The organism is Desulfovibrio sp. 1214_IL3152 (genome assembly GCF_036763055.1).
Lineage (GTDB): Bacteria > Desulfobacterota > Desulfovibrionia > Desulfovibrionales > Desulfovibrionaceae > Desulfovibrio.
In genome coordinates, this window is sequence record NZ_JBAIYW010000199.1 from 1 (window position 1) to 4,162 (window position 4,162).

Genomic DNA, 4,162 nt, shown 5'->3' on the forward strand with positions numbered 1-4,162 from the left:
CCGCCGAGCACCGAGGGGTCAAGAGCCTGCCGGGCAAGCTCGGCCTGCTGCGAGGGGGCAAGGTCGAGCGCCGGAAACAGAAGGGTGGTGTTGCCGCCAGGGCTCCATTTGGAAAACATGAATGGTGACATAGAGATATTCCTTGGTTCTAACCATAAGTATGCCTCAGGCCCGGTCTGCTGTCCAGCCGCAGGAAGCGCGGTGTTTTCAAGTGGATACAACTTGCAGGAGTCATTGAAAAAGGGAAGCCTTGTCTGGTTATTGAAGAGTATTTCCTATTTAAAACTTGCGGTTTTTCATGAAGGCGGTTATGTAAAAGACAGTTGCCGCCTCCAAAGGTTTTTCCTGCTAGTGAGTTGGCAACGTGGCGGGCACACCGCGAATTACTGTTATTGACGGTAACTCGACGAACTTATCAACGTTTGGGAGGCAGTATGAAATCGTTTCGTCTTCTTGTTCTGGCCGCTGCTCTTATTTTGAGCTATGCTGTGGCCGCCGCGGCCGCACCGGCCTGCACCAAGAAAATCAACAGCTTTGACTTCGTTGTAGACTACTCCGGCTCCATGATGATGAAAAATGCCCAGATGAAGCAGGACAAAATCATCGTGGCCAAAAATGTGCTGCAGCGCATCAATGCCGCTATTCCCGCTCTGGACTACAATGGTGGTCTGCACACCATTTCGCCCAACGGCGTTATCGTTGCCCAGGGTCCCTGGGACCGCAACACCATGGCCGCAGGCATCAAAAAGCTGCGCTCCGACTTCCAGATCTTCGGTCGCATGACCAGCATGGGTACCGGCCTGCAGGCGTATGAGCCTTTCCTTTCCAGCATGAAGCGCGACGCCGCCGTCATCCTCGTGACCGACGGTGACAACAACCGTGGCGCCGACCTGGTGGAAGTGGCCCGTCAGATGTATGCCAGCCAGCGCAACCTGGTTGTTCACATCATCTCCTTTGCCGACAGCAAAAACGGCGAAGAAACCATCAAGCAGGTTGCTGCCCTGAACCCCGCCACCATCGTGGTGCGTGGTGAAGAACTGGCTACCAGCGACGCCGCTCTTGAGCGCTTCGTGCTGTCCGTGTTCTGCCAGGACGAAGACGTGATCGTGCTGCGCGGCGTACACTTCGCTTTCAACTCCTACGCCCTTGACGGCAAGGCCATGGGCATCCTGAACGAAGCCGCTGGTCTGATCAAGGCCAACCCCAACAAGCGCGTGGTGCTCTCTGGCTGGACCGACTGGATCGGCTCTGACGCCTATAACATGAAGCTTTCGCAGGAACGCGCCAACAGCGTGAAGAACTACCTTGTGAAGCAGGGCATCCCCGCCAGCCGCATGACCGCCATTGGCCGCGGCAAGTCCTTCAAGTACAACAACGAAACTGCTGAAGGTCGCGCCATGAACAGGCGCACCGAAATCTCCTTCGAATAATCGAAGGGCGGTTTTCAGTGGAATAATATGCAAAAGCCGGGTGGTCTATGCCGCCCGGCTTTAATGTGTGAGGTGCTATGCGCAAGCAAATATTTTGGGCATTTTTGCTGATCTTCGGATTGACAACAGGTGGTTGCGCCTGGTTCGGCGGCGACTCTTCGTCCACTGAAGCGGTGGTAACGCCCGCCCAGCCCGAGCAGGCTGCCGAGCCTGCGCCCGCGCCGGAAAAAACCGCTCCCGCCAAGGCCGACAAAAAGGCCGCCAAAACTGCCGAAAAGAAACAGCCCGCTGCCAAAGGGGCCAAAACAGAAGCCCAGATTGCTGCCGAGCTGAATATGGTCGGTCGCAAGCTGGTTGCTCAGGCTGGCCGTACCGTTGTGCCGTCCAAGTCCAAAAAGGATGTGCGGCAGGACGGCAAGGATTTTGTCGCCAGCTATGTTGAAGTGGATGAAGGCAGTGTTGCCACAGAACTGCGCCCCGGAGCTTCCGGGCAGTATGTGGGCTTTGTCCGCTACAAGGAAAATGTTTTTGAATGCCGTGGCGCCAGCCGTCAGGCGGCTCTTTCTGCGGCTTGCCAGCAGGTCAAGGCCCGCAGGATTAACGAGCTTATCCGTTACGATGGCAAGAGCTGGCAGTATTAGTCTGCCGGTACTGTTCTGTGCTTGCAATTGCGACGCAATGTTTTTCTGGCGGGGCTTCGGCCCCGCTTTTTTTTATGTCTTTCACGGTGATATATTAAAGTAAAAATGCTGTAAAACGCCTGTGGAAGTGATCACCGACCGTTCGCCACAACGGCGCTAACAGGCTTTTGTGGTTGGTACGTTTTGTTGCGCGGGGGTATAATATAATGCGGACCTGCTCAGGCGCCGCATGGCTTTGCGCCCAGTGCGGTATGGGCTGTCTGCGTGGGAACGTGATGTTTTCGGGAGCCATCACAGGCTGCCCGGGAAGCGTGCGGGCATGCTGTGCCAATGCTGCGCAACGGAAGTACGGCTAATGGCTGCCCGCGCGCATGTCTGCTAGAGCAGATTAACTTTGAGAATATACATTCTCAAAGTTTAAGGCACGCTCACTTCGGCGTTTAACCGCGCAGATAAACTGCGCTTACGCCTCCGTAGCGAACGTCTGCTCACGCAGCCGTCCGAGCAATTTAAAAGTTAAATTGCTCTAGAGCAGATTAACTTTGAGAATATACATTCTCAAAGTTTAAGGCACGCTCACTTCGGCGTTTAACCGCGCAGATAAACTGCGCTTACGCCTCCGTAGCGAACGTCTGCTCACGCAGCCGCCAGAGCAATTTCAAAGTGAAATTGCTCTAACGGGGCGATGGTCTGTAACGGCAGATGGCCGGTTGCCTCCCGGCGGTGGGTTACAGTGCGCGGGGCTATGAATTGTCAGAAAGCGTCACTTCTGCGGGCAGCTGCCGCACAATCCAGTTCGCGCACTGCTGCGGATTTTTGGCAGCGGCGGGGCAGCGCAGGTCGGCATAGCGGGCGTACAGTTCTTCCCTCTCAAGAAAGATGTCGTGCAGGGTCTGGCCGGGGGCAATGGCAAGGCCGCGTTGCGGATTTCTGGCAATGCGTTCTTCTATCAGGGTAAAAGGCACGTCAAGATACACCAGCGGACCCAGTGAGGCCAGGTGATGCATCGTCTGTTCACGGTACACAACGCTTCCACCTGTGGCGATCACTGTGCGATGGGCCTTTATGGCGCAGACAATGCTTGATTCCACATCCAGGAATGCAGATTTGCCAAGGGCATCGGTAACATCTTGCAGGCGGGCGGCGTACACTGCTTCAATGAGATGGTCGCTGTCCATAAAAGCCCAGCCCAGCGCCTGGGCAAGCGCTTCTCCCACTGTGGATTTGCCTGCTCCGGCCATGCCGATAAGAATGACGCAGGGGGATGGCCTCGTGGGGCCAGACATGGCAGGCGGAGTTGCGGCGGGAGAGGGCGCAGACATTTCGGCTCCTGATGGGGAATTTTTTTGAAAATGTGCCTAAGGGGCGGCGGCCTGTCAAGGCGGGCAGACGCGGAACCGCCGTAATCAGTCACAAACAGGGTCAGCGGGGCAGCCGACCGGGCTGCCCGGTTGCTCCGGCTTCAGGCAGCGGCTGTGCCGTCGGGAAAGCTGCCCGTAAGGCGGCCATGTGGCGTGGGCATTACGCTCTGCGCGTCATGAAAGCGCGCGCGGGTTGCCAGGGCAGTGTTTTATTGCTGGTATTTTTCAATTTTTACGGTGCATTTTGAGTGCTGTCCAGTGGAGATTTTCCCGTTTGCCCTTGCAGAGCGCGTCCGCTGATGCAGTCGGGGAGGCCATTCGGGGGCATCTTGGCCTAAAGGTGATGTCAGGCCGGCCGATAAGCGTTACAGAGGTGGTATCATGTTTATGACGCTATGCAAAAAAACAGCGGCGTTTGGTGCTTCGCGGGCCGTGACTGTAGGAACGGCTTTTTTGTGCCTGTGCGCCGCCTTGATGTTTTCGGCCGGGTCAGGCAAGGCTGCTGAACCTGTTCGCATGTCTTCTTCCTTGCCGCAGACCCTGCCCGATGGCGGGGCCAATCTCAATGAGGCCTGGGTGCGGCACGGCGGCGCACGCCTGTATTGGAATACGCTGATGCAGCCCCGACAGTTGCGCATGGCCGGAGCAAGCTTTGTGGATCCCGCAGCCGTGCCGGAGCTGATGCCTTCGCCCCAGGGGGCGGTTGATGGCAAGACTGCTGGAAAAAGCC

4 protein-coding genes are annotated in these 4,162 nt (G+C 56.8%); 3 read left to right on the plus strand and 1 reads right to left on the minus strand.

The window, feature by feature from the left end; genetic code table 11:
- Positions 1-434: 434 nt before the first annotated feature.
- Complete coding sequence (locus V6C07_RS04170; RefSeq protein WP_333535102.1) at positions 435-1,430, plus strand: OmpA family protein; 996 nt, start codon at positions 435-437, stop codon at positions 1,428-1,430.
- 77 nt (positions 1,431-1,507) lie between these two features.
- A complete protein-coding gene (locus V6C07_RS04175; protein ID WP_333535103.1) occupies positions 1,508-2,071 on the plus strand; it encodes a translation initiation factor 2 in 564 nt (187 codons plus the stop codon).
- A gap of 743 nt (positions 2,072-2,814) precedes the next feature.
- On the opposite strand, the gene thrB is transcribed toward V6C07_RS04175, so the two are convergent.
- Complete coding sequence (gene thrB, locus V6C07_RS04180) at positions 2,815-3,393, minus strand: homoserine kinase (protein ID WP_333535104.1); 579 nt, start codon at positions 3,391-3,393, stop codon at positions 2,815-2,817.
- A 555-nt stretch (positions 3,394-3,948) separates the two neighbouring features.
- Here thrB and V6C07_RS04185 point away from each other — a divergent pair.
- Positions 3,949-4,162 (plus strand): hypothetical protein (locus tag V6C07_RS04185; protein ID WP_333535105.1); only part of this gene is annotated, 214 nt, incomplete at its 3' end.